The sequence below is a fragment of the Bradyrhizobium sp. NBAIM18 genome (assembly GCF_020193825.1).
GTDB lineage: Bacteria > Pseudomonadota > Alphaproteobacteria > Rhizobiales > Xanthobacteraceae > Bradyrhizobium > Bradyrhizobium yuanmingense.
In genome coordinates this window covers 797,132-823,993 of sequence record NZ_JADYVO010000001.1, presented here as the reverse complement: position 1 = coordinate 823,993, position 26,862 = coordinate 797,132, and the positions used below count along the sequence as shown (strand labels likewise).

Annotated in this window: 18 protein-coding genes and 2 pseudogenes; all 20 read left to right on the top strand. The window is 62.4% G+C overall.

From position 1 onward, the window contains the following. Positions 1-2,496, top strand: a 2,496-nt coding sequence (locus I6F17_RS03895) for a phospholipase D-like domain-containing protein (RefSeq protein ID WP_225190402.1), incomplete at its 5' end; no start/stop codon positions are given. Next, the gene (locus I6F17_RS03890; protein WP_225123852.1) at positions 2,496-3,557 is read left to right on the top strand and encodes a trypsin-like peptidase domain-containing protein; all 1,062 of its coding nucleotides are present in this window, start codon (positions 2,496-2,498) and stop codon (positions 3,555-3,557) included. The genes I6F17_RS03895 and I6F17_RS03890, both read left to right, overlap by 1 nt. 762 nt (positions 3,558-4,319) lie before the next feature. Continuing rightward, positions 4,320-5,510, top strand: a complete 1,191-nt coding sequence (locus I6F17_RS03885; protein WP_225123853.1) for a DUF2235 domain-containing protein — start codon at positions 4,320-4,322, stop codon at positions 5,508-5,510. An 832-nt stretch (positions 5,511-6,342) separates the two neighbouring features. Next, complete coding sequence (locus I6F17_RS03880; protein ID WP_225123854.1) at positions 6,343-7,305, top strand: zincin-like metallopeptidase domain-containing protein; 963 nt, start codon at positions 6,343-6,345, stop codon at positions 7,303-7,305. Positions 7,306-7,410: 105 nt separating this feature from the next. Then, a pseudogene (locus I6F17_RS03875) lies at positions 7,411-9,527 on the top strand (ParB/RepB/Spo0J family partition protein). A 185-nt stretch (positions 9,528-9,712) separates the two neighbouring features. Continuing rightward, complete coding sequence (locus I6F17_RS03870) at positions 9,713-14,029, top strand: strawberry notch-like NTP hydrolase domain-containing protein (RefSeq protein WP_225123855.1); 4,317 nt, start codon at positions 9,713-9,715, stop codon at positions 14,027-14,029. Continuing rightward, positions 14,029-15,090 (top strand): toprim domain-containing protein, encoded by a 1,062-nt coding sequence (locus I6F17_RS03865; protein WP_225123856.1) that lies wholly within the window; start codon positions 14,029-14,031, stop codon positions 15,088-15,090. Before I6F17_RS03870 ends, I6F17_RS03865 begins: the two co-directional genes overlap by 1 nt. A gap of 328 nt (positions 15,091-15,418) precedes the next feature. Beyond that, on the top strand, positions 15,419-16,342 hold the full coding sequence (locus I6F17_RS03860) for a DUF2493 domain-containing protein (protein WP_225123857.1): 924 nt from the start codon (positions 15,419-15,421) through the stop codon (positions 16,340-16,342). A 39-nt stretch (positions 16,343-16,381) separates the two neighbouring features. Further along, positions 16,382-16,933 carry a hypothetical protein gene (locus tag I6F17_RS03855; RefSeq protein WP_225123858.1) on the top strand — a complete coding sequence of 184 codons (552 nt, stop codon included), beginning with the start codon at positions 16,382-16,384 and terminating at the stop codon, positions 16,931-16,933. A gap of 218 nt (positions 16,934-17,151) precedes the next feature. Continuing rightward, the gene (locus I6F17_RS37690) at positions 17,152-17,280 is read left to right on the top strand and encodes a hypothetical protein (RefSeq protein WP_276573232.1); all 129 of its coding nucleotides are present in this window, start codon (positions 17,152-17,154) and stop codon (positions 17,278-17,280) included. A gap of 226 nt (positions 17,281-17,506) precedes the next feature. Then, the gene (locus tag I6F17_RS03850; protein WP_225123859.1) at positions 17,507-17,827 is read left to right on the top strand and encodes a DUF736 domain-containing protein; all 321 of its coding nucleotides are present in this window, start codon (positions 17,507-17,509) and stop codon (positions 17,825-17,827) included. 71 nt (positions 17,828-17,898) lie between these two features. Beyond that, a pseudogene (locus tag I6F17_RS03845) lies at positions 17,899-18,013 on the top strand (DUF736 family protein); the annotation flags it as partial. Positions 18,014-18,882: 869 nt separating this feature from the next. After that, positions 18,883-19,164, top strand: a complete 282-nt coding sequence (locus I6F17_RS03840) for a helix-turn-helix domain-containing protein (protein ID WP_225123860.1) — start codon at positions 18,883-18,885, stop codon at positions 19,162-19,164. Positions 19,165-19,186: 22 nt separating this feature from the next. Then, on the top strand, positions 19,187-20,362 hold the full coding sequence (locus tag I6F17_RS03835; RefSeq protein ID WP_225123861.1) for a replication initiator protein A: 1,176 nt from the start codon (positions 19,187-19,189) through the stop codon (positions 20,360-20,362). Then, positions 20,359-20,823, top strand: a complete 465-nt coding sequence (locus I6F17_RS03830) for a DUF2840 domain-containing protein (RefSeq protein WP_225123862.1) — start codon at positions 20,359-20,361, stop codon at positions 20,821-20,823. The genes I6F17_RS03835 and I6F17_RS03830 overlap by 4 nt, the downstream gene beginning before the upstream one ends. Further along, positions 20,820-21,332, top strand: a complete 513-nt coding sequence (locus tag I6F17_RS03825) for a S26 family signal peptidase (RefSeq protein WP_225123863.1) — start codon at positions 20,820-20,822, stop codon at positions 21,330-21,332. The genes I6F17_RS03830 and I6F17_RS03825 overlap by 4 nt, the downstream gene beginning before the upstream one ends. Before the next feature lie 2 nt (positions 21,333-21,334). After that, positions 21,335-22,165, top strand: a complete 831-nt coding sequence (locus tag I6F17_RS03820; protein ID WP_225124030.1) for a lytic transglycosylase domain-containing protein — start codon at positions 21,335-21,337, stop codon at positions 22,163-22,165. A gap of 385 nt (positions 22,166-22,550) precedes the next feature. After that, complete coding sequence (locus tag I6F17_RS03815) at positions 22,551-24,314, top strand: DUF3363 domain-containing protein (RefSeq protein WP_225123864.1); 1,764 nt, start codon at positions 22,551-22,553, stop codon at positions 24,312-24,314. A 36-nt stretch (positions 24,315-24,350) separates the two neighbouring features. Continuing rightward, entirely contained in the window at positions 24,351-26,339 is a 1,989-nt protein-coding gene (locus tag I6F17_RS03810) for a conjugal transfer protein TraG (protein WP_225123865.1), read from the top strand. 6 nt (positions 26,340-26,345) lie between these two features. After that, positions 26,346-26,771, top strand: coding sequence for a CopG family transcriptional regulator (locus tag I6F17_RS03805; protein ID WP_225123866.1), 426 nt, complete (start codon positions 26,346-26,348; stop codon positions 26,769-26,771). The last annotated feature ends 91 nt before the right edge of the window (positions 26,772-26,862 follow it).

The window sequence follows — 26,862 nt, the reverse complement described above, 5'->3', positions numbered from 1 at the left end:
GGCTGGGTTCTCGCCAACGATCTCGGCAGCGACATCGTCATCACCAACGCGCACGTCGGACGCGAATTCGCACAACGGTCCGGCACCGGCTTCAAGTTCCGCCGCGGCACGATCGATTTTTCCCGACCACAATCCGCACGCATCGATTTCCGCGAGGAGATCGTCGAGGGCAATCCGCGCGAGTTCGCGATCACCGAGGTGATCTGGATTTCCGAGAACGAGGTTCTGGACATGGCCCTGCTGCGGGTCGCTGCAAGAAGGGGGGAGGACCGTCTGTCGGGGCCGATCCGGCTTGCGCCTGAAGCGGCCGTTCCCGGCCGGAAGGTCGCGGTCGTCGGCTATCCGGGCGACGATTCGAAATCATACGATGCGGAAAAGTTCATTCGTCTGTTCGGCCGGGTGTTCGGCAAGAAGCGCCTGGCGCCCGGACGGTTGAACGAGCCGCATGCGTGGGGATTGCGTCACGATTGCTCGACGCTGCCGGGCAATTCCGGTTCCGTCGTGCTGGACATCGAGACGGGCGGCGCGCTCGGTCTGCACTACAGCGGCTCGATGTTTCGCGCCAATTACGCCGTTCCTGCGACCGAAATCCTGCGGGTCATGCGCGAAAGGCCCTGGCAGCCGGGGATCGTTGCACCACGCGCACCGCTGCTCGACCTGGCGTCCGCCGCCTCCCGCGCGCCGACGCGAGGCGCGGACGCGGGGCTTGTGTTGCAGGCGGAGCCGCAAGCCGACGGCGCTCTGAAGATCGTCGTTCCGCTTGAGATCAGCGTGCGACTGGGTCTGCCGGTTTCTCCGACCACGGCCACGACCGCGGCGGCCACGACGACGTCAACGGCGACAACAGTGAAGTCGGATCGCGCCTCGGCAGAAGCTGCTGCGGAAACGGTGCGCAAGCACCTGGCCGGCGACAGCGCGATTCTGTCCGTGAGGGCCGACTATCTGTTTCGCGATGGTGTTGTCACCGACGATCTGGGCGTCATAGTCGGCATTCGGCCGGACACATCGGTCGATCCAGCCGCCCACGGCCTGCCGCCGCAGATCAACGGCGTGGCGATCGAGGTCGAGACAGCCGACCCCGGCACCGTCGCCGAGGAGCTGCTGGGCTTCCAGCGCGAGGCGTTCAGCGGGCGTCGCGCGGGCTATCGTCGCGATCTGAGCAAGCCGCGCTTCAAACTGAAGCCGGTGACCGACGACATGAAGATCACGCTGCATGTTAGCCCGGAAATGGGGTGGTCGGTGCTTGGCCGGTTCCTGACCCAGAACCCGTTCAAGCAGCTCACCATGGGCATGTATCACATGACGGCGCCGCATGTGGTCGAGGCCATCGAGGAGGTCGCGCGCCGGAGCGGCACCCGGATCACCCTGACGCTGGATCGTCAGCGCGGCGATGCCGATCCGCCGGACGACACCGGCAGCGGCACCAAGGAGCACGACATTCCCGAAGGCACCACGCTCGCGGCGCTCGAGAGCATCGCCGGCAGCCGCTTCAAGTGGGCGCCGGCATCGCTGACCGCGCAGGGCCTGTTTCCGACCGCCTATCACATCAAGGTCGCGGTCTGGAGCGATGGTCCGGCGGACAACCTCATCGACAAGGCGTTCTGGCTTTCCAGCGGCAACTGGCAATCGTCCAATCAGCCAGCAATCGACAAGGAGGTCGGCGACATAAATTGGAACGACGTCGGCGACTACAATCGGGAATGGCACGCGCTCGTCGAGCACGCCGGTCTTGCCGCGACATTACGCAATCACCTTGAACAGGACTTTGCCGACAACAGCGAAGCGGCGCGGACGGAATCGCCGGCGCCGCCGCTACCGACGCTGCTGATTCCCGAGGAGCTCTTGGAGCGGCCGCGGCGGCCCGCGCGCTTCAAGGCGTTTGCACCGAAGGTGCTCAGCGGCCGGATCAAGGTTCAGCCGCTGCTGACCCCCGACAATTATCCGGAAGTGATCCTCGATCTCATCTCGCAGGCGCAAGAGCGTGTGCTGATCCAAAATCAATCGTTCTCGCTGTGGAGCGAGATTGACGACACCCCCGAGCACTTCCTCGAAATCGCTAAGGCGGTCCGGCAGAAGCAGCGCGACGGTCTCGACGTCCGCATCATCTTCCGCAACATCATGGGCAGCGAGAGAGAGACGATCCGGCGCCTGAAGAAGTTCGGAATCAAGACCGGCAAGGATCATCTGCGCTATTTCGAAACATGCCACACCAAGGGCGTCGTCATCGACAACGAAATCGCGGTGCTCGGCTCGCAGAACTGGACGGCAGCCGGCACGGGCCCGAACCGCGACGCGAGCCTCGTGATCTGGCACCGCGAAGCGAACAAGTTTTTCGCCGACCTGTTCGAGTACGATTGGGAGCAGATTGCAACGAACCGCGGACGCACCGAGAGCGCACCGGCGAGGCCAATCAGGATCGTCCGGGCGGGTGCCGAGACGGCGGTCCCATCGGGCTATCGGCGCATGTCGGTGGCCGACTATCTCGGAGAAACCTGATGGCCCGCAAAACAAGAGCAAAGGCTTCTGCGAAGCGTTCTGCGCGAAAGGGCAAGGCGCCGGCGCCGCCGATTGCTGCGAAGGCCAAGGTCGATACCGCCGTCGCAGAGAAAGATCCGCTCAAGCTGGAAAGCTTCATGGGCGAGACCAATGGCGGCGGATCGCCGGAGAGCGTGCCGGGCTTCAACATGTTCAGGGCCGTGACCGCCGGCTTCGGCACCAAGCGCGTTTCCGGCGCGACGATCGTCGCTTCACAGCCGGACGGCGGCTTCTTTTCGGAAGGCGGCCAGGTCCAGGTCGGACTTGGCTTTCCGGCCGCAAAGCCGGAAAACGTCATCGGCGCCGACAATCGCACGCGCGTCGCCGACACGGCCCTCACTCCCTGGCGCTGCATTTGCCATCTCGAGGTCGAGTATGAGCGGGGCCCGGTCGGCTGCGGCACGGGCTTCTTCGTCGGACCGCAGACGATCGTCACTGCGGCCCACGTTCTAGTGGACCGCCGCTCCAACGGCTGGAAAAACCCTCGCATGGCGGTGCGCGTTCGCGTCTTGCCCGGTCGGAATGGAACCCTTGCGCCGTATGGGTACGTCGTTTCCGGCAAGTTTCAGCTTCCCGACGTTTGGACGGAGAAGACGGCGAATCAGATGCAGGCCGCAACATTGGACTATGCCGCCATCGACCTGACCGATTCCGAATGCGATGTCTCGGAACAACCGCTCGGCGAACGGCTGGGATATTTTGGCTTGAAGGCTTACACCGCGGCAGAGGAGGCGGGGGTCAAACTGCTGTTCGTCAACAATGCCGGATATCCGATGGAGGCTGACAAGCCTTACGGGACGCTCTGGTACAACGCCGGGCGCATAAGCAAGTGGAGCCCGGAATTTGTCGAGTACATGGTCGATACCGAGGCGGGGCAAAGCGGCAGTCCGATCTACCTGTTCGATGAGAAGACGAAGGAGCGCTACGTCGTCGCGATCCACACGACCGGTGATTTCGTCAATCGTGGCCTGCGGATAACGCCTCAAATTTTTGATGCGATCAGAAAATGGGCCAAACGGTAAGCTCCTCTGCGAGCTATGCCATTTATGGTCGAGGATCGATCAAAACGCCTCCGCTCTGTGCCTTCAATGTTGTTCGCTCACTCGCCGGCGTAGATTTCGTCTCCTAGCGGCAGGACCTTTAGAGCTTGCTTAAGGTCCGACATGGAATTCGTACAATTGGAGTCAATTCGCCGACTGATAAGGTTTCATACGAAAGCTTATCAGTCAGGAGTGAACATAGATCAGAAAGTTTGCGCTGCCCTAGACGGCAATCGGTAATCGGTGCCCATGCACTCGGCTCGGACCTGACCTGGTCACCAACAGATTAGGGGCAGATATCAAAAACGGCGGCAAGCAAAAAAGCCGATGTCCAAGCGCGCCGTTCAGCCGACTTCGTCCAGAATGGACTGCTGACCGAACGAGAGAAATCCGCTAAAAACAAATGCGCTTCTGTTCTGATACCAGAACGCGCCTTGCGGTTGGTAGATGGGGGCGCCTGCCCGAGTCTCTGCGGGTGTACTTCCGGCCCCAGCAGCGACTGATGTCACCCAAAACTCCGAGATTGCTCAAACGAGTGGCTTCGGCCTCTTCCTGGGCTTTCGTCAGTTCTTCGTTGTCTGTCGAAATCGGTACGCTCTTGCGCGGCGGCTTGCATGTCCGGAGTATAGCGCCGAAAGAACCGGGAGAGCTCCGTACTGTTGGCAACTTGGAGATGAAGCCGTCCGCCCTGGCGACCACGGCGCGAATCGGATAGCTTGCTGGCATTTAGCAAGGTGGTTTGAAATGTCAGTTTCAGCTCCGACGGTCACTGCAGCGCCGGCCAAAAAGCGCCTGCTCGTCTTCCTTGACGGCACCTGGAACGCTGTTGGCAGCAATACGAATGTCTGGCGTATGAAATCTCTTTGCGCCCGCGCGGGAACGCAAGGCGAAGAACAGCGCGTCTATTACGATATAGGCGTCAACGGATTCTGGGGCGGTACCGTCGGCAAAGGGCTAAGTGACAACGTCCGGGAGGCCTACGAGTGGCTGATGGACAACTATGACGAGGGCGATGACATCTTCGTCTTCGGCTTCAGCCGCGGAGCGTATACAGCTCGAAGCGTAGCGGGTCTCGTTGCTAAGCACGGATTGCTGAGGCCAGGGTCGCCCTTGGGCACAGGCCAGCTGTTCGCGCGTTACAAGCGCTCGGATGACCGGACGCTTTGGAAGCTTCTGGAGCTTCGGGACGCCGGTACCCTCAATGACGCCACGCTGGAGGAGCGGTGGCTCATGAAGTATTCGCAGCCCGTTCACATCAAAATGGTCGGCGTTTGGGATACCGTCGGGACCGTGGGAGTTCCGCTTTTCAGCTTCGAGGGCATCAGCAGGTCAACCTTTGGCTTTCTGCACACAGGGCTCCGCATATCGATCGACAATGGCTATCACGCCCTCGCCATCGATGAGCACCGGAAGGACTTCGCGCCCACGCTTTGGACGGTGCGAAAGCCCCTCGAACCAGGTGCGGTCGTGGCCAAGCCGCGCGCTATTGAGAGCGTGGAGCAGAGATGGTTCGCCGGGGCCCACGCCAATATTGGCGGCGGGTGCGAAAGCGATATCCTTGCGCAAGCTCCCCTGCGTTGGATGATGAAGAAGGCGTCGGGCCATGGTCTGGCATTCCGTCAGGATGTCGAGATTGACGGCGATCTGCTCACTGCTCCCATATCGGACTCCTACAGGGAGTTTGCCAAAGGCATGTACTCGAAAGTGTATTCACGGTCTTACCGCGAGCTGGGCGGAGAGCCGAAAACGCTTGAGGGCGGCATCCACACGACAGTCAACGAGACCATCGATGCCTCCGTGTTTAATCGCTGGCGTCAATCGAGTGAGTACCGGCCACCTACCGTCGTTGAATGGGCCGCGCGAAAGAAAGTCGATCCGGCTGCATTCATGCACTCAATCCGGGCGGACACGCCGAGCGTCGTAGCTCCGGACTGAAGCGGGCGCGCGATCAATACACATCGAAGTCCTACGACTGCTGCCCTTGGCTTGCCGATGTGTGGACAGACATGCGCGCGAGTGAGACGTTATCACAAAATAAAAATTGATACCAAGCTGACGTGAAGCCGCATTGAGTGGCTCGCCGGAGGCACTCGCCCTCGGGCCCGCAGTCATTGCATGGCGTCGCTATCGCTGCCCTCGGGTCGGGTGCCTTCTTAACCGGTCTCGCGACGGCACTCGATCCCGGGTCCCGCCGCTGCGCGTCGGCGCTATGCTGATCCTCCTGCGGGTGCCTCTTTCGCCGCGTCCGCCAGTGGGTCTTCGCTTTCGCTCCGCCCGCAGACCTCTCTTCGACAATGGTAAGACCTCTGTGAAAATGCCCGGCGGTTCTCGGATCATTGCCTGCATCCTGTTCGCTCAGGTTTTGGCGCGTGCGGCAAGAGCCGCACCGGGCTCTCGTGAACCGAGGCGCGCAGCGTCTCGGCCTTGCGGCTTCGATCCCTCGCGCTAGGGCTTTGGTGCTCCTCGCCGGGGGCACTCGGGAAAGGGGCTCGCCTGCGGCGATCGCTATCACTGCCCCGTTCCCGGGTGCCGCTATTGAACCGGTCTCGTCGCTGCACTCGGACCCGCGTGCCTCTTCGGGTCGCTATGCTCACGCTCTCCGGGGCCCATTTTCCGTTGAGGCGATGCGTCCTTGGGCGCACGCCTGATCGGGCCTGCGGCCCTCGGTAGATGGCGCAAGGGCTGAGAGTAAGAGTGCAGGCTGGTTTTTCCGTGACGGGTTACAAGCTGCGAGAGAGGCTCGCGGTGCCCGTCGCGGAGACCCGCGATGTCAAACCCTATTGCTTGCGCGCGCGCCGGCCAGGACCGGGCGAACCTCTATAGCGAAATCACCGACAGGATCATTGCCGAGCTCGAGGCCGGCCGTGTCCCCTGGGTTCAGCCCTGGGGTACAGCCGCGGCGAAAGCGCCACTGGCCCTGCCGAAAAACGCGTCGACCAACCGGCAATACAGTGGCGTTAACATCCTCATCCTCTGGGGAGCCGTGATCGAACGCGGATTTGCCGGTCAAAGTTGGCTCACCTTTCGTCAGGCCCTCTCGCTCGGCGGCCACGTTCGCAAAGGAGAGCGCGGCACCACAGTCGTGTACGCTGATCGTTTCGTGCCGAATGACGAAAAGCGACACGCCGCCGAAACCGGCGAAGACGCGCAGGCAATTCCATTCCTCAAACGATTTACCGTTTTCAACACGGATCAGTGCGAAGATCTGCCTGATGGTATTGCCACCGCTGCGCCGCCACCGCCGGCTGGCCTCATCAAACCCACGGTCGACGCCCTGATCAAGGCCAGCGGAATTCCATTTCGGATTGGTGGAGATCGCGCGTTCTACGCAACGGCCGAAGACTACGTTCAGGTCCCGCCGCCGCAGGCCTATTTCGAACCCATCAACTGGCACCGTACCGCCTTGCATGAACTCGGTCATGCGACCGGGCACCTCTCGCGTCTTAATCGGGACCAGAGCGGATCCTACGGTACCAAGAAATATGCCTTCGAAGAGCTGGTCGCCGAGTTGAGTTCCGCGTTCAGCTGCGCGTCGCTCGGGATCGTCCCGACCGTGCGTCATGCCGATTATATCGGCTTCTGGCTTGAAGTCCTGCGCGAAGACATCAGGGCCATCGTGCGTGCCGCCTCACAGGCAAGCAAGGCCGCCGATTATTTGCTCGGCTTCGTTCCCGGGTCCATTGAGCCCGCGGTGCTGGACTCGGTTGTCGCCGATCACGATGCGGCGTGATGCTTCGCCTCGTGTGGCCGCGCGAGAGTGAGAGGAGGGGAGGCTGTTCGCGACGGGTTGGAAGCCGAGAGAGAGTCTCACGGCCGCCCGTCGTGGAGAGCCAAAATGACGAAAGCCGTACAAAAGATCACGCTGTCGCCTTCCCGGGACATCCCCTTCAACAAGCTCGTGCTCAGCCAGTCGAACGTTCGCCGCGTCAAGGCCGGTGTCTCGATCGAGCAGCTAGCCGAGAGCATCGCGCAGCGTACGCTTCTGCAAAGTCTGAGTGTCCGGGCCGTTGTTGATGCAGATGGCAACGAGACCCGCATGTTCGAGGTGCCAGCGGGCGGCAGGCGCTATCGCGCTCTCGAGGTCCTGGTGAAACAAAAACGCATGTCAAAAACGCAGGCGGTGCCGTGCGTCGTGCGTGAAGGGGGCATTGCCGCGGACGATTCGGTGGCGGAGAACGATGAGCGGGTGGTCTGCATCCGCTCGATCAGTTTCGGGCTTTCCAGACCCTCCGCGATCTCGGCATGAGCGAGGAAGACATTGCCGCCCGGCACTTCGTGAACCCTGCGATCGTGAAGCAGCGGCTGCGGCTGGCGTCGGTGTCGCCGAAGCTGCATGACGTCTATGCCGAAGACGGCATGACGCTCGAGCAGCTCATGGCGTTTTCGGTCACGGCCGACCACGCCCGCCAGGAGCAAGTCTGGGAGAACGTCAGCCGTTCCGGTTATGACGAGCCATACCAGATCCGCCGCAAGCTCACCGAGAATACCGTACGCGGGTCCGATCGCCGGGCCCAGTTTGTGGGCCTCGATGCCTATCAGCACGCGGGTGGCGGCGTTCTGCGGGACCTGTTCGAGCCCGACGGCGGCGGCTGGCTCCAGGACGCCGTGTTGCTCGACCGCCTCGTAACCGAAAAGCTCAAGGCCGAAGCTGAGACCATAGCCGCCGAAGGCTGGAAGTGGATCTCAATAGCCGTAGAGTTCCCGTACGGTCACACTCAAGGCCTACGAGAAATCGAAGGAAAACCTGTGGATCTCGCGCCTGAGGCGCAGGCCACTATCGATGCCCTGAATATCGAGCAAGCCAAGCTTGAAGCCGATTATCAGGATGCGGACGAGTTGCCCGACGAGGTCGATCAGCGTCTCGGCGAAATCGAGGTGGCACTGGCGGCATTCGAAGACCGGCCGATGCTTTACGAACCGACGGAGATCGCCCGAGCGGGTGTCTTCATCAGCATCGATTCCGAAGGACGCCTCTCGGTGGACCGGGGTTACGTCCGGCCAGAGGATGAGGTGCCGGCAACCGATTGTGACGTCGTGCGGGGCGTCGATGCGTCGTCGACCGAAGGCCAAGAAGAGGGCTCTTCCGTCCAGCGCACGGTCATCGCGGTCTCGGGCAGTGCCCCTGATGCTGAAGAAGACGACGAGGACGCGGCCAGACCTCTGCCGGATCGGCTGATCATCGAGCTGACGGCGCATCGTACGTTGGCATTGCGGGATGCGCTCGCCGAAAATCCTGCGGTCGCGTTCCAGGCAGTGCTGCATAACTTCGTCCTGACGGCCTTTTACCGGTTTGCATCGTCCGGGAGCTGTCTTGAGATCGGCCTTCGCACGCCGAATTTTCCCGCTCAAGCTCCGGGGCTGCGAGAAAGCGTCTCAGCCAAGGCTGTCGAGGCGCGGCATGAGGCCTGGAAGGCACGGTTGCCGAAGAGCGAGAACGACCTCTGGGATGCACTGACGGCTCTCGATGGTGGTGCACAGGCATCGCTGTTCGCCCACTGCGCGTCATTCGCGGTCAACGCCGTCTATGAACCGGCCAACCGCTACAATCAGGGCCGTGTCTCCGCTCACGGTGTCAGCAAGCGTCTTGACCAGGCTGATGTGCTGGCGCGCGCGGTCGGGCTTGACATGGTGCAGGCTGGCTGGCGACCGACCATCGCCAACTATTTCGGCCGGGTCACCAAGCCCCATATTCTGGAGGCGGTGCGGGAAGCCAAGGGCGAGTCGTCGGCGCAACTGATCGATCATCTGAAGAAGGGCGATATGGCCAAGGAGGCCGAGCGCCTTCTGGATGGCTCGGGCTGGTTACCGGAGCCGCTGCGTCTCGTCGATCCCGGCCCGTCTTCGGTGGATCCGGAAGGTGAGGCGGGCACACTGCCCGAATTCCTTGCCGACGACGAGGATCCGGAGAACGGCGGCGAGGAAGATCCGCAGCAGCTCGACGCGGCTGAGTGAAATCACAGAGCGGGACGGCTCCGGCCGTCGCGCGGTTGCTTGGGGACCGGTGCGCAGCGCTGGTCCCCATTTTTATGGGGAACGGCTGAGAGTGAGAGTCGGGCCGGGAAGGGTTTGAGCCGTCGGGGTCAAAGGAGAGCGCCTGATGGTTCGACCCGTTCCTGCTCTCCGAAAGAAATCCTGCCATGACCGAATCTCTTGCTGGCGCTGTCGCCGCGCCGCTCTCGATGCGTGCTGCTGCAAGTCTTACCTCCGCCGCCGTCAGGGCCACGCGACAGCTGCTGACCGAACTCGAACGCGGCCGGCGCATCGATGCAGCTGTTCTGCGTAGCGCCATGGAGGCTGCCTTCGGCGCCTCCGACGCGGCCGGCGCCTGGAACTGGAAGACCGCCTATGACGTCTGCGAGGCGGTAACTGTTCTGTTCCTTCGCAAGTTCGGCCCGGCGATGCGTGCCAAGGCTGGCTCGACGGCCGCCATGCTGCCGATGATCGTGCGAGTGGCTGGCCTTCTGCCGACACATACGCGGCGGTCGGAGGACAGCCAGGCATTTCAGCAATTCTCGACGCCGATCCCGCTCGGACTGGTCGCATGCACGGCAGCCGGCATTACTCCTGCCGATCGCGTTCTGGAGCCTTCCGCGGGGACGGGCTTGCTCGCGGTCTTTGCAGAGCTCGCCGGGGGTGCCTTGGTGTTGAACGAGTTGGCCCATACCCGGGCGGGGTTGCTCGAGCAGCTCTTCGCCAACGTTAAAGTCACGCGGTTTGACGCAGCTCAGATCGATGATCACCTCGATGCGGGTGTCGTACCAAGCGTCGTCCTAATGAACCCGCCGTTCTCCGCGGTCGCGAATGTCGATCGACGGATGACGGATGCGGCTCTCGGTCACATCACTTCAGCGCTCGCGCGTCTCTGCGACGGTGGGCGCCTCGTCGCCATCGCTGGTGCAAGCTTCGCGCCGGATAACCCGACATGGCGAGATGCCTTTGTTCGCCTCCAGGAACGCGGGCGCGTGGTGTTTTCCGCCGCCGTCGATGGCGCCGTTTACGCCAAGCACGGTACTCAGACGGACACAAGGCTGCTTGTGATCGACAAGCTGCCCGCTGCCGATCCGACGGCTTTTCCTGCCTCGCCAGGCATGGCGGCCGATGTCGCTACCTTGCTTGGCTGGGTGAATCTGCATGTGCCTCCAAGGCGGCCCGTCGCCACGCCATCGGAGATCGTTGTTATCGGGCGGCCTACGATGTCGCGATCGGTCAGCGCCGTTGCACCACGCATATCGTCCACTTCGAGAGACGCCGCGCCAGTAAGCACAGAACTGATCTATGAGACGGTCGAATGGTCCGCGCCGGAAGGCGCCCGGCTGACCGATGCGCTTTATGAGGAATACGGACTACAGTCGATCCGCATTCCCGGATCGTGCGCACATCCGACCAAGCTCGTGCAGTCTGCGGCGATGGCGTCCGTTGCGCCACCGAAGCCATCCTATTGTCCGCACCTGCCGGCCAATGTCATGAACGACGGTGTTCTGTCGGATGCTCAGCTGGAGAGGGTGATCTATGCCGGTGAGGCGCATTCCGAGTTTCTAGCGGGCTTCTGGACGGTCGACGCGACGTTTGATGTTGTGGCCGCCGCGCGCGACGACGCAGAGGATGCCGTCCGCTTTCGTCGCGGCTGGTTCTTGGGTGATGGCACTGGCGCGGGCAAGGGGCGGCAGGTCGCGGGGATCCTGCTCGACAACTGGCTCAAGGGCCGTCGTCGTGCGGTCTGGATCAGCAAGTCCGACAAGCTGATCGAGGACGCGCAGCGCGATTGGTCCGCGCTCGGCATGGAGCGGCTGCTTGTTACGCCTCTGTCGCGGTTTCGTCAGGGTACCCCGATCCGGCTTTCGGAAGGCGTCCTATTTACCACCTACGCCACGCTACGGACCGACGAGCGTGGCGGAAAGCTTTCGCGCGTCAGGCAGATCGTCGAATGGTTGGGCTCGGACTTCGACGGAGTGATCATCTTCGACGAGAGCCACGCCATGCAGAATGCGGTCGGGGGCAAGGGCGAGCGCGGCGATCAGGCGGCCTCTCAGCAGGGGCGCGCGGGCTTGAGGCTTCAGCATGCCTTGCCGAATGCACGCGTGGTTTATGTGTCGGCGACGGGCGCCACCACGGTTCATAACCTCGCTTATGCCCAACGCCTCGGCCTTTGGGGCGGCGCCGACTTTCCGTTCGCCACCCGCGCCGAGTTCGTCGAAGCAATCGAGGAGGGCGGCGTCGCGGCCATGGAGGTGCTGGCGCGCGACCTCAAGGCGCTCGGACTCTACGCGGCCCGCTCGCTGTCTTACGAGGGCGTCGAGTACGACTTGGTGGAGCACCAGCTTACGCCGGAGCAGGTTCGCATTTACGACGCCTATGCCGGTGCGTTCAGCATCATTCACAACAATCTCGACGCCGCGATGCGGGCGGCCAACATTACCGGCGAAACCGGAACGCTGAACGGGCAGGCAAAATCCGCGGCGCGATCCGCCTTCGAGAGCACCAAACAGCGCTTCTTCAGCCATCTGCTGACCTCGATGAAGACGCCGTCGCTCATCCGATCGATCGACCGCGATCTCGACGCCGGCCATGCCGCTGTCATCCAGATTGTCTCAACGGGCGAAGCGCTGATGGAGCGCCGGCTCGCCGAGATCCCGACCGAAGACTGGGGCGACGTCCAGGTCGATATCACCCCGCGCGAGTATGTGCTCGACTATCTCGCCCATTCCTTCCCGGTCCAGCTCTATGAGCCCTTCACCGACTCCGAAGGCAATCTCTGCTCCCGGCCTGTCTATCGCGACGGCCAGCCGGTCGAGAGCCGGGAAGCCGTCGCGCGGCGCGACCGCCTCATCGACAAACTAGCCTCGCTGCCTCCGGTACCTGGCCCGCTGGATCAAATCGTCCAGCGCTTCGGCACCGACATGGTCGCCGAAGTGACCGGCCGCTCGCGCCGCGTCGTCCGCAGGGGCGACCGCCTGGTGGTCGAAAACCGCGCCGGTTCGGTCAATCTCGCTGAGACCTCGGTCTTCATGGACGACGTCAAGCGCATCCTCGTGTTCTCCGACGCAGGCGGCACGGGCAGGAGCTACCACGCCGAACTCTCGGCCCGGAATCGCCGCTTGCGGGTTCATTACCTGTTCGAGCCCGGATGGAAGGCGGATGCTGCGATCCAGGGGCTCGGCCGGACCAACCGTACCCACCAGGCACAGCCGCCCCTGTTCCGGCCCATCGCGACCGACGTAAAGGCCGAAAAGCGCTTTCTCAGCACCATTGCCCGGCGGCTCGACACATTGGGGGCCATCACGCGCGGCCAGCGCCAGACCGGAGGGCAGGGGCTGTTCCGGCCCGAGGACAATCTCGAAAGTCAGTACGGGCGCGATGCTTTGCGTCAACTCTACATGCTGCTGGTGCGAGGCAAGGTCGGCAGCTGCTCGCTCGAGAAGTTCGAGGATGCAACCGGCCTGAAGCTGACAGATGCCAATGGGCTCAGGGACGACCTGCCGCCAATCACGACTTTCCTGAACAGGTTGTTGGCGCTCACCATCGACCTGCAGAATGTCCTGTTCACTGCCTTCGAGCAGCTCTTGACCGCTCGGATCGAGGGCGCTGTTGCGTCGGGCACCTATGACCTCGGGCTGGAAACGCTCCGCGCCGAAAGCTTTGTCGTCAGCGAACGGCGAACGATCTATGTCCATCCGCGCACAGGCGCCGAGACGCGGCTACTCACCATCGTCCAGCGCCAGCGTAACCATCCTGTTGGTTTGGACGACGCCCTTGCTCGTCTTTCCGATCATGCGGTCCTGCTGATCAACGAGCGCTCGGGTCGGGCCGCCGTGCAGGTTCCGGCCTCGAGCATCATGCTCGACGACGGCGAGATCGAGCGCCGCGTCCGCCTGATCCGGCCTATGGAGCAGCACCACGTCCCCTTGAACATGATGCTGGAGAGCCATTGGGTCGAAGCGGATCGCGAAGGTTTTGCCGCGGCCTGGATGGCTGAGCTTGCCGAGGTGCCTGAGTTCACGGAAAGCGCGATCCACGTCGTTGCGGGATTGCTGCTACCGATCTGGAAACGGTTGCCGAACGAATCGACTCGTGTTTATCGGCTCCAGACCGACGCGGGCGAACGCGTCATTGGCCGCAAGGTTTCTGTCGCGTGGGTCGCGAACGCCATCTCGGCGGACGCGCCCACGCTGTCGCCGGACGCTGCCTTTGCCGCGGTGATGGAGGGACGTACCGTCCTCGACCTCGCGGAGGGGCTCCAGCTTCGCCGCGCCCGGGTGATGGGCGCATGCCGCATCGAGCTGTCGGGATTCAACGACACGATGCGTGATCGCCTCCGCGCTTACGGTCTTTTTGGAGAGATCATCTCCTGGAAGCTGCGGATGTTCGTGCCCACGGACGCAAGCGGCATCGGGATTCTGACAAAGGTACTCGACACCTATCCGGTCGCGCGCGTCAGTGAGCGGGAAGTCGCGTGATGTTCCCCGACACCGCCGAACTGGCACGCCGCCTCGCGCGCGAGGCCGAGGCCGTGTGCCGATACTATCTCTCCAATGGTAAGCGGGCGGGGCGATACTGGGTGGTCGGAGACGTCCGCAACACGCCGGGCCGCTCGATGTTCGTGCGGCTTCAGGAATCATCGAAGGGCCCCGCCGGCAAGTGGACTGACGCTGCGACCGGCGAACATGGTGACCTCCTCGACATCATCCGCGAATGCCGGGGTTTGCGCGATTTCAGCGAGGTCACCGGGGAAGCGAGGCGGTTTCTGAAGCTGCCTCGTCCTGAGCCGCAGCTGGTCTCGAAACCTGTTCGTTCGGTGGTGCCCGCCGGATCGCAGCAAGCCGCGCGTCGGCTCTTTGCGATATCCAGCCCGATCGAGGGGACGGTAGCCGAGACGTATTTGCAGCGCCGCGGCATAGCCCGCATCTACCATGGTGGCAGCCTGCGCTTCCACCCTCGTTGCTACTATCGACCGAATGAACATTCGCCGACCGAAACCTGGCCGGCGATGATTGCCGGCGTCACGGACCTCGAGGGGCGGATCACCGGCGTGCACCGAACTTGGCTCGACCCAGACGGCTTTGATCGCATTCGTCTCGGCAAGGCTCCCATCGACACGCCACGACGGGCCATGGGCGACCTGCTCGGCAACGCCGTTCGCTTCGGCGTAGCGGACGACGTGCTCGCCGCGGGCGAGGGGATCGAGACCATGCTGTCATTGCGCTGCGTGCTGCCGACTATGCCTATGGCGGCTGCTCTTTCCGCAAATCACCTTTCGGCCATGGTGCTGCCGGCTGGCCTGCGTCGGCTCTATATCGCCCGGGACGACGATGCAGCCGGAGATGCCGTACTGGCGACCCTCAGCCAGCGCGCGGCAGACGCCGGCATTGAAGCGATCGCGCTGTCGCCCCGGCTAGGTGATTTCAACGAAGACCTGCACATCTTTGGTCTTGAGACGCTCCGAGCAGAGTTGCGGCTTCAACTCGTACCAGAGGACGTCGTCCGTTTCCTGCACTTGTCGACGGTGGCCGCAGAATAGGCCGGTGCTTCGATCGACGTTGATAGGTCGGTCACCACGAGGCCATTGCCGGATGAGGACGCGACCTCGGCCTTCTAGAGGGCGATCGAACGGCAACCGGACCGGGCCGGCAATGGCTACGTCCGGCTATTTTCCGCCGCGCGCCGACGATGAGCAGACACAACAGCCATCAAACCGGCGCGCTTTGCATCGCGAAGCAAAATAGCCGGCCTCCGCCATCCTCCGCTGCCGCTTCGGCCCTTGCGGGTTCTGGCCCGCTCCGCCCGCCGTCTGAGTGATCGCCACGAAGGCCGCGATGGGCGCGGCCGAACCGGCAAAGGGTCTTCCAATGACCGACCACGACGACATCGAAGCGGCGCACACCTCCTCTCCAACTGACCATGTCCTCACTGAACTACAGCTCTTCGGCTACCGTCCCTTCGACGAGCAGCCTGACTCACGACCGCTTCCCGAGGGCAAGATGATCGCTGGCGCCGTTGCTGATGTCTTCGACGCCCTGGTCGCGACGTTGAGCGACACGCGGCTCGAGCCGGACCTTAATGATCTGCTCTGGTCGACCGTCAACTTGTTCGATCGCGCCGTTGACCGCATCCAACGCCATCTCGACGAGAACGAACAAGCGCAGCAAAAGAGCCAGCGCGAGCAGAATGGGTCTGAGGTTCGATCGGTCGAACTCGAGCGCTTGACGTCCGAAGGTATCACTTTGATCGAGCGCCGCAACTGCCTGGAGCTCTTCCGCGACCAGGCCATCGAACGCTTCGAGACGCACACCGGCTCGCCCTGGCGCCCTCGATCGGGATCGCTCGTGAACCACCGCACGCTGACCGCAGCAATGATCGACTCTCGCGACTTCATCGCAGCCAAGCGTCGCGCTGAAACTGAGGTCTTGTTGCCGCCAGGACCGAAGATTGCACTCACCGGCGGGCTCGACTTCAATGATCACCATCTCATCTGGGACCGCCTCGACAAGGTCCACGCCAAGCATTCCGACATGGTGCTAATCCATGGCGGCTCGCCCAAAGGTGCGGAGCTTATCGCCTCCAAATGGGCGACCAATCGCAGAGTGCCTCAGATCGCATTCAAGCCTGACTGGACAAAGCACGCCAAGGCAGCACCGTTCAAGCGCAACGACGCCATGCTCGAACTCCTGCCGATCGGCGTCATGCACTTCCCGGGCACGGGGATCCAGGACAACCTGGTGGACAAAGCGAAGCGCCTCGGCATTCCCGTCTGGAGGTTCGGCGGCGCGTGAGCGCCGTCTTCTCGCCTCCTGACGCTAAAGCGGAGTTGCATGCGCCGCAACTCCGCCTCGTTTCGGCTCCAGATTGAAAAACTGCGCCGTGGTGGTGGTGGAAGGCGCGACCGTCAGATCTATGCATATGGAGCCACCACCATGCTTGCCCTTGGGCTTGTTCTCAACACATTCGGCATCGGCTTGTTCTGCTGGGCGATCTTTGTGCTCGCTGTGTACGCCTTGCCGTTTTTCGTCGCACTCAGTATCGGGATGACAGCGTTTCAGAATGGTGCCGGCGTGGTCGGTGCGCTGCTTGCCGGAACGGCCGGTGGCGCGTTGACGCTTGCCTTCGGTCAGGCCGCCGTCGCCATTACTCGGTCCTTGACCTTGCGCATAGCCATCGCGACGGCATTTGCTATTCCCGCCGCCGTTGCCGGCTATCATGTGGTGTTCGCCGGGTCCCAGATCGGGGTGCCTTCGTTGGCTTGGCGTGAGCTCTTCGCTTGCCTGGGCGCGGTTTGCATTGCCGTCACGTCATGGACGCGCTTGATCGTTCTGGTGGAGGCCCGCCCGTTCGAGCTGGATGGGGTGGTGGAAAGTCCGTCCTAACCAGTTCTTACGGCCGGAAGGCCCGATGTCCGTTTACCGCCTTAAGTCGAACAGGTTGGCGTGGATCGGCGCGATGAACGGGGGATGATCGAGATCTGACGCGGGAGAGGCAGCCCTTCTCGGAGCTCCTCGATCAAGCCGTCGGCATTTCGGTCTGCCCACGCAGCCGCGGCGGAGCGGGGTTGCCTCGATTCGTTCTTGGGAGACGATACCGCCCTTTGCAGCAGATTGTTTCTCTTTCTGCGCTGAACCGTTTCGACCTCTTGTTCATCAAGCCCGAGATCGCCAACGCTTCTCCAGAGATTGTGGTTCAGCACGCGACGCACGTGGCCTCGTTGATGGCTTGATCTGGCCGAAGACCGGCTTCGCCTCGATCGTCTGAGCCGCAACGCCGTTGATGCGACTTTCTTCCCCTGGGCTTCGCCCATTCCTCGCGAGACAAGAAAGTCGCCACAACGACGTCCTCCGCTGCGCTCCGGCCCGCGGGCGGGTGCGTCGCCGATCGTCTTCGGCCTGCAGATCGCCATCGAGGCCGCGGTGGTCGCGGGCTCGAAACACAACAGGAGAAGTGACATGGCTAACATCGGTTCCTTCAAGAAGGTCGGCAACGATTTCCAGGGCGAGATCGTCACCCTGAGCCTGCAGGCCAAGGGCGTCCGCATCGTCGCAGAGACCAACCGCTCCAACGACAACGCTCCCAGCCACCGCATCTACGTGGGCCGAGCCGAGATCGGGGCCGCCTGGTCGAAGCGCTCCGAGGAGGGGCGAGACTACCTCTCGCTCAAGCTCGACGATCCTTCCTTCAACGCTCCGATCTATGCGAACCTGTTCGATGACGAGGGCGGTGAAGGCTACACCCTCCTCTGGTCGCGGCCGCGAAAGAACGGCGACTAGGAGCGCCCCACCAAGCCCCGTCCGGTCCGCCGGGCGGGGCCTTCGCGGCTGGCCTGAGGCAGCTTGCGATTTACCTCTCGGTCAAGCTCGACGATCCGAACTTACCGGCCCCGATCTAACGCCTCGCTCGTGAAGATCGAAGGCGGCGAGGGCTTCACCCTGATTTGGTCCCGCCGCAACGGCGACTTGTCCCTCCGCGATCACCAGCCGGCTCCCCGGAGGCGAGCCCCAATCCAGCGGGTATGAGTTTGTTTACTGTCGATTTTAGACGGGAATCTCAAGGTACTCAAATGTCGCCCCGGCGGCTGCCCCATATACTTCTTGAACATTGCCGAGAAGGCAGCGAGGGATTCATATCCGAATTTTTCGGCCAACGCATTGATAGGGACGCAGGATCGCACTTCCTTCAACGCCACACCAACTGGAACTGTTGGACCCGTCTGCCGAACGTCATTCCTCTCTCACGTTCAACCTGGCGACGCAAACTTTGTTTGCTCATCACGACGACCTCTGCTCAATCGGCGTGTGTTCATCGGTTTCCGGGTTCTTCGAGCATGATGTAGGCGATCCGCTTCAGCGACGGATCCGCCGGCATTGCCACATAGAGGCAATCCATTGTCGCTTCGCTCAATTCTCAATCGGCAAGTCGGCAACGCGGGAATGTCGAGTCCCCGCCGCGTAGTTACCTCCAAGATCGTGAAGATGAACCAAAAGAGAAGCCTGGCGATCAGTCCCGCCGTTTACTCTCGATGAAATGGGCTTCAGGATAGGCTCAAGTTCGGCGAACGTCGTGTTACCAATTGCAAATCCGCGCAAATTTTCCTGCACGATTTCCTTGCCGAGTAGTTCTCGAACTCGCTTCTCCAATCCTCGAGGCAAAAACAGAAGCAGCTGCTGCTCCTGCGGTCCCGGCGCAGGGAGTAGCGCAGGCCCCGAGGGTGCCGAAAATCGTACCCCCAACATTCGGCATCCCCTCCGAGGTCTTGCTCCTCCATGATGACCGCACACACGCCGGCCTAGCCAAGCGTAGTGCGCTGTCCTCTTGGAGTTCTCAAATGCCCGATCCGATGGCCGGTCTTCCCCCGCGATTCCTGCGTACACCTGAGGCCGCGCGCTATCTTGGCCTGTCCGGTCGCACGCTCGAGAAGCACCGCACGTACGGTACTGGACCGACGTATCGGAAGATCGGCGGACGTGTTGTCTACGCCGTCGATGACCTGAAAGCGTGGGCCGATCTTGGCTCCAAAAAGTCAACGTCAGACCCTGGGAAGGGCACTGTGCTGCCGGCCAAGAAGCATCCGGCCCTGCGTCCCTACGCGGGTCAGGAACGTCGCTGATATCAGCGTGAGAGCAGTGACTATGCGGCGCAAACACCATTCAGAGCGCGAGCAGCTTGAGCTCTTTCGGGCGCTACCCGGTGATCTCGCGCCGCGCGATGCGCAGGATCTGATGGCCTATCCGTTCTTCTCGCTCGCAAAGACCAAGCGGATTGTGCCGATCGATTTTCGTACCGGTGCGATCTCAATTCGTGTCGAAGCTGTTCCGGAACACGGCATGGCGACCATTTGGGATGCAGACGTTCTGATTTGGGCAGCATCTCAGATCATCGAAGCCCGTGACGCAAGCTTGCAGACCTCGCGCCTGATGGCTGCAACGCCTTACGAGATTTTGACGTTAGTGGGCCGCGGCACCAGCGCACGTGACTATGACCGCCTGAAGGGTGGTCTTGGCAGACTTCAATCAACGACCGTGCTGACGTCGATCCGTCAGCCGGCAGAACGACGGCGACACCGCTTCTCCTGGATCAACGAATGGAAGGAGAGGGCCGATGCAAACGGTCGTCCATTTGGGATCGAGCTGATCCTGCCGGATTGGTTCTATGCTGGCGTCATCGATGAAGCGCTCGTGCTGACGATCGATCGCGCCTATTTCGATCTGACGGGCGAACTTGAGCGGTGGCTTTACCGCCTCGTGCGCAAGCACGGCGGCCACCAGGATGGCGGCTGGAGCTTTGACCTTGTGCATCTCCATGCCAAGTCCGGCATCCTCTCGCAGCTCAAGCATTTTGCTTACGACGTTCGTCAGATCGTCCAGCGCCAGACACAGCCCGGCTATCAGCTCGTGCTCACGCGCGATCCTGATGGCACCGAGCGGCTGAACTTCGCGCCTAAGCCTGTCGATCCCTTGACGGCACGCACTGCGCCGGCGCGGTCTCATTCGAAATTCGGAGGACCACCTGTGAATCAGCTCATGCTATCGGGGACCGCAACTCTCGTGCTATCGGGGACCCGATCCTCGTGCTATCAGGGACCGGAATCGAGCTTAAGAGGCTGTTTCTTCGCGCTTTCCGGCCGCTCTAACTCTACTAACCAGAAATCCTTCGGGTTTCTTCTAACGCACCAGGCCGAAAACCTCGTTCGAGGCGATTGGCAGCCGCAGGCCGCCAGTCCTGTTTGGCTCTGCAAGTCGCATACGCTTTTCGCCGAACCCAATGCTCACGGCTGCCAACTCCAGCGTCAGGGAGCCGCGGCATGAGCGATCTCACGGAAGTGGAAGTTCTGTGGCTCGAGAAGCGCATTGAAAACCGCGTTCGGTTCGGTCGCATTGTCAAAGAAAGGAAGCTCGATCGCCATCGGCGGGTCCTGTCATTTGCTCCCGGCAGCATCTTTGCCTTCGTTCGATGGACCTCCAACGACTTTGGCACAATCATTTCGCGGATCGACATCTTGCGCGCGGTCGCTCCGGGACAGCGCTGCTCGACCGTCCCTTATGTGACACCCGGCGGAGAGATTTTGCTGCGTCTGTCCGGCTGGCCGAAGGTCGAGCGCGTGCTGCAAATGACCGATGCCGTTGAGGCACTCGGCATCGATCCAGCTGACGTCGCTCCTGATCACTGGCATCACGTTCATAACCGCCTGTCCGTCAACGAAAACCCGCGCCCGTATACGAAAGCGCGCCATCTGGCTTGGCTCCATCGTCAAAGGGTAGTGCGATGACGGGCCGCCTGATGATGCTGGCCGTGACGATTGGGATCCCTGCTGCGCTCACCGCGACGATCGTCCTGGAGCCGCTTCCGCTTTACGTCTGGAACGCATCCGCGAGCGTGCCGATCGGTCTCTACCGCCTCCGGCCGGCGGACCAGTTCCAAGTCACTGAATTGGTCGCCGTGCAGCCGCCGGAACCGCTCGCGACCTTCTTCGACCTGAATGGCTATTTGCCCATTGGCGTCCCCATGCTGAAGCGCGTGCTCGCCCTTCCGGGGCAGAGTGTTTGCAGAACCGGCCTCACGATTTCGGTCGACGACATTGCAATGGGCGAGGCAAAGGATCGGGACAGACGAGGCCGGCCGCTGCCGAAATGGCAGGGCTGCCGCGTCGTCGGCGACGGTGAGCTGTTTCTGATGAACTGGCAGTCGGACGACTCTTTTGATGGCCGGTATTTTGGATGTCTTCCGGCATCTAGCGTGATCGGCCGTGCGATACCGGAGTGGACGTGGGAGGAGTGATGGTGCGTATTCAACGTGTTCTCCTCGCCCTTCCCGTGTTCGATCGATTGCGGGATCATTCGTCCGTCTCGATCGATGCCGGCAACGACGGTGCGAGCCCGACCGCGTGCTTGAGTCGGTTAAGCAAGCGCGTTTGTGCTGTCGTGCCTCTGGTGCTTCTTCTGACCGCGTGCGACAGTGCTGCTTGGGCCCAGAGCGGATCAGCCGCCCAGCCGGCGATCAATCAGACCGCTCACTCATTTGCCGGCTTCATCAATGAAGCCTCGCAACGCTTTGCGATTGCGCCGAACTGGATCCGGTCAGTTCAAAGCATCGAGAGTGCTGGTGACGTGCACGCCAGATCGCCAAAAGGCGCAATGGGCCCGATGCAAATCATGCCGGCGACTTGGGCGGAACTTCGCGAGCGCTACAATCTCGGGAACGACCCCTACGACCCGCACGACAACATTCTGGCCGGCACGGCGTACTTGCGCGAACTGCTCGATCGGTATGGCTCGCCTGGCGTGTTTGCCGCGTACAACGCGGGACCATCTCGCTATGAAGAGCATCTCGCAGGCGGCTCTCTGCCGGAGGAGACGCGAGCATACGTCGCGAAGCTTGCAAATCTGCTCGCCATCGAACTGCCGCCGAAGTGGACATCCAGCGGACAGTCATCAGCAGCTACGACGCTGTTCGTCACGCGATCCGATCTCATGAAAACGCGCGATCGGCTGCTGTCGCTCATGCCGTCCGGCAGAGTCGCGACCGCAATCTCGGCGCCCGATGTTTCGCCCTTGGTCCCTCGGCCTATTGGCGTGTTCGTCCATCGATCAGATTCGGGAGCATCGCAATGACCAAGTGTGCTGGTTCGCAAGGTGATGGCGTATGGGCGATGCCTTCGGCCCGCGCTCTACTCGTCGCTTCGCTCCTCGCCGAGCCACCCTACGGGTGTCTCGGCCCTTCGGGTAACGATCGCTATCGCACGCGCGCGGAAGGACTGGGGGCTTCGCGAGTTGGCTGCCGAGTCGCGGCGGCTCTTTGGGGAATCGGCGACCGGGAGACCACGACGGCAGGACGGCGAGATAAAAGGGGCTCGCCTGTCGAACCGCAAGCCACTGACATGGCTTGCGTTCTGGCGTGCCGGTCGGTCGGGGCGCGTGCCGCGCCTTGCATTTCTACGAATGCAATCAAACGCGTCTTCGGCACCATGTGCGATTTTGATCGTTGGGAGGCGCTGCCGTGAGCGTGGGCGACAGCGATCTGCGTATCCGGCCTGGGCGCATCCGCAGTACCCGCGCTCCGAAGCCCAAGAGCTTCATCAACCAGGTGCTGCGGGAGGCGAAGAAAGCAGGACACACCTCGGGTCAGACAGGGTCGGGCAGGCGTTCGGCGGCCTATGGGCGCTCCACGTTTGGCCGCGGGCGCCTCGCCTTTAGCCGCGCCAGATTGTTCAGCCCGACGCGGCGTGTGGTGGTGAAAGCGCGCGTGGTCCGGCACAACGGGCGAGCCTTCCGTTCAGCGCCACTGACCGCCCACCTCTCATATCTGAAGCGCGATGGCGTGGCCCGGAGCGGCGAGCGTGCCGAGATGTTCGATGCCGGCAGCGACCGAGCCGATAGCGCGGCTTTCGCAGAACGGTGCAAGGACGACCGGCATCATTTCCGGTTCATCATCTCGCCCGAGGATGCCCGCGACATGACCGATCTGAAGGCCTTCACCCGCGATCTCGCCAGGCAGATGGAGACCGATCTCGGCACGCGGCTCGATTGGGTGGCTGTCGATCATTGGAACACCGACAACCCTCACGTCCACCTTCTCGTTCGGGGAGTAGATCAGGAAGGAGCGGACCTCGTGATCTCCCGCGACTATATCAGCCAAGGTCTGCGTTCACGCGCCGAGGAACTGGTCGCCATCGAACTGGGTCCGAGACCGGAGCACGAGATCCGCAATTCGCTGGAGCGGGAAGTCACGGCAGACCGCTGGACGCGGCTCGACCGGGAGATCCGGTTGGCGGCAGATGAGACTGGCTACATCGATCTTCGGCCGGAGAATCGCGGCAAGTCCGATCCCGAGATCAGGCGGCTGATGGTCGGCCGCCTTCAGCACTTGGAGAAAATGGGCCTTGCCGCACCCGCCGCATCAGGGGAATGGATGGTCGGACTTGAGGCGGAGCGTAGCTTGCGCGACCTCGGCATGCGCGGCGACATCATCAAGACCATGCACCGCGCCTTTACCGAGCGTGGGGAATCGCGCGGCGTTGCTGATTTCGTCATCCAGGGCGGCCAGCCGACATCCCAGCTTGTCGGACGACTGGTCGACCGGGGACTGCATGACGAGCTGACAGGCGAGGCCTATGCCCTGATCGACGGAACCGACGGACGGGCGCACCACGTGCGCTTCCGAGGGCTCGAGGCTTTTGAACATGCACCGCCAGTGGGCGGCATCGTCGAGGTCCGACGCTTGGGTCAAGCCGGCGATCCGCCACCGACCGTGGTGCTAGCGACCCGTTCCGATCTCGACCTCGGTGGGCAGATCACTGCAAAAGGAGCCACCTGGCTCGACCACAGGCTGGTCGAACGGGACCCCATGCCGCTCGCCATGGGCGGCTTCGGCCGCGAGACTCGCGACGCCATGGAAGCCCGTACCGAGCATCTGATCCAGCAGGGCCTGGCGCGGCGGCAGGGCCAACGCGTCATCCTGCAGCGCGATCTCCTGAATACGTTGCGACGACGTGAACTGGACGATGTGGCAGCAAAGGTCTCGGCCAGCACCGGGTTGGCTCACGTGAATGCCGCATCCGGGGAGCATGTGGCCGGCACGTATCGCCAGCGGCTGACGCTGACCTCGGGTCGGTTCGCCATGATCGACAACGGGCTCGGCTTCCAGCTCGTGCCCTGGTCGCGCGAGCTCGAAAAGAGGCTCGGCCAACACGTCACCGGAGTTGCGAAGGACGGCGGTGGCATCGAATGGGGTTTGGGTCGCAAGCGAGACCTCGGCCTCTAGGTATCTCGCTAATTCAGTTGCGGAAGGGCGTTCGGGATGTCCGGAACCAAAATCCTCTGGGGGCAGGTGATCGTTGTCGGCCTGATCGTTCTGCTGGCCATCTGGGGAGCAACCGAGTGGACGGCCTGGCGGCTCGCCTATCAACCGGAGCTTGGGCGGCCTTGGTTCGAGCTGTTCGGCTTCAAGATCTACTATCCGCCGATCTTCTTCTGGTGGTGGTTCGTCTACGATGCCTACGCGCCACAGGTCTTTGTCGAGGGCGCCTTCATCTCAGCATCAGGGACCGTCGTTTCGATCGCGGTAGCGATCGGCATGTCGGTGTGGCGCGCGCGTGAAGCCAAGAATGTCGAGACCTATGGTTCAGCGCGTTGGGCTGGTGCGGAAGAGGTCCGAGCGGCCGGACTTCTTGGTCCGGATGGCGTGGTGCTGGGCAAGCTCGATTGCGACTACCTCCGCCATGACGGGCCGGAGCACGTGTTGTGTTTTGCACCAACCCGGTCCGGCAAAGGCGTCGGTCTTGTCGTCCCGTCCCTGCTGGCTTGGCCAGGCTCCGCCATCGTGCATGACATCAAGGGCGAAAACTGGCAGCTGACCGCGGGTTTCCGCTCGCGGCACGGCCGCGTCCTGTTGTTCGATCCAACCAACCCAAAGTCTTCAGCTTACAACCCGCTGCTGGAGGTCCGGCGCGGGGAGTGGGAGGTCCGCGACGTCCAGAATGTCGCCGACGTCCTGGTCGACCCCGAAGGCTCGCTCGACAAGCGGAACCATTGGGAGAAGACCAGTCATTCGCTTCTGGTCGGCGCCATACTCCATGTTCTCTATGCCGAGGCGGACAAGACCTTGGCCGGCGTCGCGGCGTTCCTGTCCGATCCGAAGCGGCCCATCGAGGCGACGCTGAAGGCAATGATGACCACTGCGCACCTTGGCGAGCAGGGTGCCCATCCTGTGGTTGCCTCAACCGCGCGCGAACTCCTCAACAAATCCGAGAATGAACGCTCCGGCGTCCTGTCTACCGCAATGTCGTTCCTGGGGCTGTACCGCGACCCCGTCGTGGCCCAGGTGACCTGCTGCTGTGACTGGCGGATAGCCGATCTGATCGCAGACAGCCACCCTACGACGCTTTATCTCGTGGTGCCGCCCTCCGATATCTCACGGACCAAGCCGCTGATCCGGCTTGTGCTGAATCAGATCGGCCGGCGCTTGACCGAGGATCTGCACGCCAGTGACCGCCGGCATCGAGTCCTGATGATGCTTGACGAGTTCCCGACGCTGGGGCGGCTTGATTTCTTTGAGTCCGCGCTCGCCTTCATGGCCGGCTACGGCATCAAGAGCTTCTTGATCGCGCAGTCGCTCAATCAGATCGAAAAGGCCTACGGGCCTAACAACGCGATCCTCGATAACTGCCATGTCCGAGTCAGCTTCGCGACAAATGACGAGCGGACCGCCAAACGGGTGTCCGACGCGTTGGGCACGGCGACCGAGATGCGCGCGATGAAGAACTATGCCGGTCATAGATTGAACCCGTGGCTGGGGCACCTGATGGTCTCCCGCCAGGAGACGGCAAGGCCGCTGCTGACCCCTGGCGAAGTCATGCAGCTTCCGCCGATGAACGAGATCGTCATGGTGGCGGGCACGCCGCCGATCCGGGCGAAGAAGGTCCGCTACTACGAAGATCGCCGGTTCACCGAGCGGGTTTTGTCACCGCCCGATCCGGCGAACGCCGGCCGGTCATCGCGAACGGACGGATGGTCAGCGCTCGGACCGTTGAAGCCGAGGGCAGTTCCAACTGACAGAGCCGCGGAGGCCGAGGAAGACACCGCGAATAGCGGGCTCCGTCGTGAGCCGGAACTCCCCGATCACGTCGCGATCGCCAAGGAGACGACCGAACCAACGCCGACAGAGGAATTTGCCGCCGTGCTTGACGACGACGAAGATGCGGTCCGCCAGTCCCGGCTCATACGCCAACAGATGCGCGGTGTTGCTCGTCAAGTCGCCTTGGACCCGAACGACGGTATGGAGCTCTGAGGTAATATGCGCGACCGGATGAATGTCTATTTCCCGCCAGAGCTGCTGAAACAGATCTCGGAGCTCGCCGATCGCAAGAAGCTTTCCCGGTCTGCGATCGTGGAAGCTGCGGTCGCCTCCTTTCTTTCACCCGACGGAGCGGATAGGCGGGAGGCGGCGTTCACCCGGCGCCTCGATCGGCTGTCGCGTCAGATGCAGAGGTTGGAGCGCGACGTAGGTTTGACGGCCGAAAGCTTGGCGCTCTTCATACGGTTCTGGCTGACGATCACGCCGCCACTGCCCAATGACGCGCAGGCGGCCGCGCAAGCAAAAGGCCGGGAGCGCTTCGAAGGATTTGTCCAGGCGCTCGGGCGCCGCTTGCAAAAGGGGCAAAGCTTTCTCCGCGAGATTCCGGAAGATATCCGCCGTCAGGAACCGGTCGAAGAAACCTGATTGAATCATGTAGGCAGACCATTTCGCCGGTCCTTCTTTTTTCTACGCTAGCCTACGTTCGCAGCAATTTGGCCAAGCCCACAAAAAGCTG

Coding starts and splice junctions, on each gene's coding strand:
- I6F17_RS03865 (WP_225123856.1), top strand. CDS start 14,029: ATGTTCCCCGACACCGCCGAACTGGCACGCCGCCTCGCGCGCGAGGCC.
- I6F17_RS03870 (WP_225123855.1), top strand. CDS start 9,713: ATGACCGAATCTCTTGCTGGCGCTGTCGCCGCGCCGCTCTCGATGCGT.
- I6F17_RS03825 (WP_225123863.1), top strand. CDS start 20,820: ATGACGGGCCGCCTGATGATGCTGGCCGTGACGATTGGGATCCCTGCT.
- I6F17_RS03855 (WP_225123858.1), top strand. CDS start 16,382: ATGCGCCGCAACTCCGCCTCGTTTCGGCTCCAGATTGAAAAACTGCGC.
- I6F17_RS03835 (WP_225123861.1), top strand. CDS start 19,187: ATGCGGCGCAAACACCATTCAGAGCGCGAGCAGCTTGAGCTCTTTCGG.
- I6F17_RS03885 (WP_225123853.1), top strand. CDS start 4,320: ATGTCAGTTTCAGCTCCGACGGTCACTGCAGCGCCGGCCAAAAAGCGC.
- I6F17_RS03860 (WP_225123857.1), top strand. CDS start 15,419: ATGACCGACCACGACGACATCGAAGCGGCGCACACCTCCTCTCCAACT.
- I6F17_RS03850 (WP_225123859.1), top strand. CDS start 17,507: ATGGCTAACATCGGTTCCTTCAAGAAGGTCGGCAACGATTTCCAGGGC.
- I6F17_RS03810 (WP_225123865.1), top strand. CDS start 24,351: ATGTCCGGAACCAAAATCCTCTGGGGGCAGGTGATCGTTGTCGGCCTG.
- I6F17_RS03840 (WP_225123860.1), top strand. CDS start 18,883: ATGCCCGATCCGATGGCCGGTCTTCCCCCGCGATTCCTGCGTACACCT.
- I6F17_RS03880 (WP_225123854.1), top strand. CDS start 6,343: ATGTCAAACCCTATTGCTTGCGCGCGCGCCGGCCAGGACCGGGCGAAC.
- I6F17_RS03830 (WP_225123862.1), top strand. CDS start 20,359: ATGAGCGATCTCACGGAAGTGGAAGTTCTGTGGCTCGAGAAGCGCATT.
- I6F17_RS03890 (WP_225123852.1), top strand. CDS start 2,496: ATGGCCCGCAAAACAAGAGCAAAGGCTTCTGCGAAGCGTTCTGCGCGA.
- I6F17_RS03805 (WP_225123866.1), top strand. CDS start 26,346: ATGCGCGACCGGATGAATGTCTATTTCCCGCCAGAGCTGCTGAAACAG.